Genomic DNA, 2576 nt, shown 5'->3' with positions numbered 1-2576 from the left:
CGAGACGACCACCGCCTCCGGCCCGTTCACCGCCGCGACGTCCAGACCCGGGAACGCCTCCCGCACCGCCCCCTCCGACGCACCCACCGCCAGCATCGCACCACCCGCCGGCAAGGCATCCATCAACCGCCCACGCGCAGCCACCAACACCGCCGCATCGGCCAGGCTCAACACCCCGGCGGCATACGCGGCGGCGACCTCACCCACCGAGTGACCGGCCACGACCTGCGGGGTCACCCGCCAACTGCGGAGCAGGGCCAGCAGCGCGACCTCGACGGCGAAGATCGCCGGTTGTGCCCAGGCGGTCCGGTGCAGCCGTTCCTCGTCGCCCAGCGCCTCGTGCAACGGCAGACCGACGGCGGCCGCGGCCTCGTCGAAGGCCGCCGCGTACGCGGGGAACTCCGCGTACAGTTCCCGGCCCATGCCGATCCGTTGGGCGCCCTGGCCGGTGAAGACCATCGCCAGCCGTCCTTCGGTGGCGCGGCCGTCGGCGACGGGCTCCCCGGTGCCGGGGCTCAGCAGTACGGCGCGGTGGGGCAGTGTGGCCCGGCTGGTCAGCGCGTGTCCGACGGCTTCCGGTCGCAGGTCGGGCCGGTCGCGGAGTACGGACTGGACGCGGCCGACCAGTTCGGTCAGGGCGGCCGGGTCGTTCGCCGACAGGACCAGGGGCACGGGACGCGTCACCGGCGGGGGCGGTGCGTCCGCCGGGGTGGCCGGGGGTTCCTCCAGGATGACGTGGGCGTTGGTGCCGCTGATCCCGAACGAGGAGACACCGGCCCGGCGCGGACGGTCCCCCGCCGGCCAGGGCCGGGCGTCGGTGAGCAGCTCGACCCGGCCCGCCGCCCAGTCGACCTGCGGGGTCGGCTCGTCGACATGCAGGGTGCGGGGCAGCAGCCCGTACCGCATCGCCTGCACCATCTTGATGATCCCCGCCGCGCCCGCGGCCGCCTGCGTGTGCCCGAGGTTGGACTTGACCGACCCGAGCCACAACGGGCGTTCACGGGACTGTCCATAGGTGGCCAGCAGGGCCTGCGCCTCGATCGGGTCACCGAGGGTCGTCCCCGTACCGTGCGCTTCCACCGCGTCCACGTCCTGCGGGCTCAGCCGGGCGGCGGCCAGCGCGGCCCGGATGACCTGCTGTTGTGACGGCCCGTTGGGCGCGGTCAGGCCGTTGGACGCGCCGTCCTGGTTGACGGCGGTGCCCCGTACGACCGCGAGTACGCGGTGCCCGTGGCGCCGGGCGTCGGAGAGCCGTTCGACGAGGAGCATGCCGACGCCCTCGCCCCAGCCGGTGCCGTCGGCCGCCGCCGCGAACGACTTGCACCGGCCGTCGGCGGCCAGACCGCGCTGCCGCGAGAACCCGGTGAAGGTGTCCGGGGTGGCCATGACCGTCACACCGCCGGCGAGCGCCAGGTCGCACTCGCCCGACCGGAGCGCCTGCGCGGCGAGGTGCAGCGCGACCAGCGACGACGAACACGCCGTGTCGACGGTGACGGCCGGGCCCTCCAGACCGAAGGTGTAGGCGATCCGCCCGGAGGCGACACTGCCGGAGTTGCCGGTGCCGAGGAAGCCCTCGACCTCCTCGGGTACGGCGGTCAGCCGGCCCAGGTAGTCGTGGTACATGAGGCCGACGAAGACGCCGGTGCGGGAGCCGCGCAGGGCGAGGGGGTCGACGCCGGCGTGTTCCAGGGACTCCCAGGAGGATTCGAGCAGCAGGCGCTGCTGCGGGTCCATGGCCATGCCCTCGCGGGGGCTGATCCCGAACAGTCCCGGGTCGAAGTCGGCGGCGTCGTAGAGGAAGCCGCCTTCCCGGGCGTACGAGGTGCCGGGGTGGTCGGGGTCCGGGTGGTACAGCCCGTCCACGTCCCAGCCCCGGTCGGTGGGGAAGAGGCCGATGCCGTCCCGGCCCTCGGCCACCAGGTCCCACAACTCGTCGGGGCTGCTCACACCGCCGGGGTAGCGGCAGGCCATGCCCACGATCACGACGGGGTCGTCGTCCGCCGGTGCGGTGACCGTCGGTACCGGGAGCGGGGTCGGTGTCACGCCGGACAGCTCGCGGGTGAGGAACTCGGCGAGGTCGGTGGCGTTCGGGTAGTCGAAGATGAGGGTGGCGGGCAGGCGCAGTCCGGTCTCGGTGGCGAGGCGGTTGCGCAGTTCGACGGCGGTGAGCGAGTCGAAGCCCAGTTCACGGAAGGCCCGGCCGGACGGGACGGCGTCGGCGCCGGGGTAGCCGAGCACGGCGGCGGCCTGGGTCCGGACGGTGGCCAGCGCGGCCTGGACCCGCTCGGTCTCCTCCAGGGCGGCGAAGTGCCGGGTCAGGGTGGAGCCGCCGGTGTCGGTCCTGGTGACGGCGGCGCGCCGCCGGGTGGTGGCCGGGACCAGGCCGTGCAGCAGCGGGGGGATGTCCTCGGCGGCGCGGAGCGCGGCCAGGTCGAGCCGCAGTGGCACGGCGACCGGGCGGTCGGCGGCCAGCGCGGCGTCGAACAGGGCGAGTCCGGCCTCGGTGTCCAGCGCGCCGAAGCCGCTGCGGGTCAGGCGGGCACGGTCGGCATCGGACAGCCCCGACCCCATCCCCG

At 74.8% G+C, this 2576-nt stretch carries 1 protein-coding gene; it reads right to left on the bottom strand.

Annotation, left to right across the window (positions count from 1 at the left end; translation table 11 throughout):
- Positions 1–2576 (bottom strand): type I polyketide synthase (locus KUM32_RS39230; protein ID WP_254406741.1); only part of this gene is annotated, 2576 nt, incomplete at both ends.

Source organism: Streptomyces sp. AC627_RSS907 (assembly GCF_019049165.1).
Note: the sequence above shows the minus strand (reverse complement) of the source record. Positions and strands in the feature narration are given on the sequence as shown.